Source organism: Streptomyces sp. SID12501 (assembly GCF_010550245.1).
Lineage (GTDB): Bacteria > Actinomycetota > Actinomycetes > Streptomycetales > Streptomycetaceae > Streptomyces.
In genome coordinates this window covers 1-438 of record NZ_JAAGLU010000671.1, presented here as the reverse complement: position 1 = coordinate 438, position 438 = coordinate 1, and the positions used below count along the sequence as shown (strand labels likewise).

Annotated in this window: 1 pseudogene; it reads left to right on the top strand. The window is 74.0% G+C overall.

Annotated elements, in window-relative coordinates:
• Positions 1-277: pseudogene (locus tag G3I71_RS47840) on the top strand (3-oxoacyl-ACP synthase); the annotation flags it as partial.
• Positions 278-438 lie beyond the last annotated feature (161 nt).

Sequence of the window (438 nt, the reverse complement as noted above, 5' to 3'; positions counted from 1 at the left end):
CGGGACCGACGCGGCCGCCCCGCTGATGACGGCGGTGAAGTCGATGACCGGGCAGACGTTGGGCGCGGCGGGCCTGATCGACCTGATCGTCGGCATCCGCGCCCTCGGCGAGGGTCGGGTGCCGACGATCGCCTGGCCGCGCGGCACGGCCGACGGCGCTCCGCTGCGTTTCGTGACGGGCGCCGCGGCGGAGGGGCAGCGGATGAACGTGGCGCAACTCAACGCCTTCGGACTCGGCGGCATCAACGCCGTCGCCATTGTGGAAGGAGGTCCATGAGCATGAACACCGCCACCGGGCCGCGTACCGGACCGGCACCCCGCGAGGCCCGGTCGCCCGTCGGAGGCCAGGAAGGGACCGCGGAGGACTGGGCGGACCGCGCCGCGGGAGCGCCCCGGCTCCTGTTCGTGGAGAACAGGGGAGCGCAGGACACGGGAGAG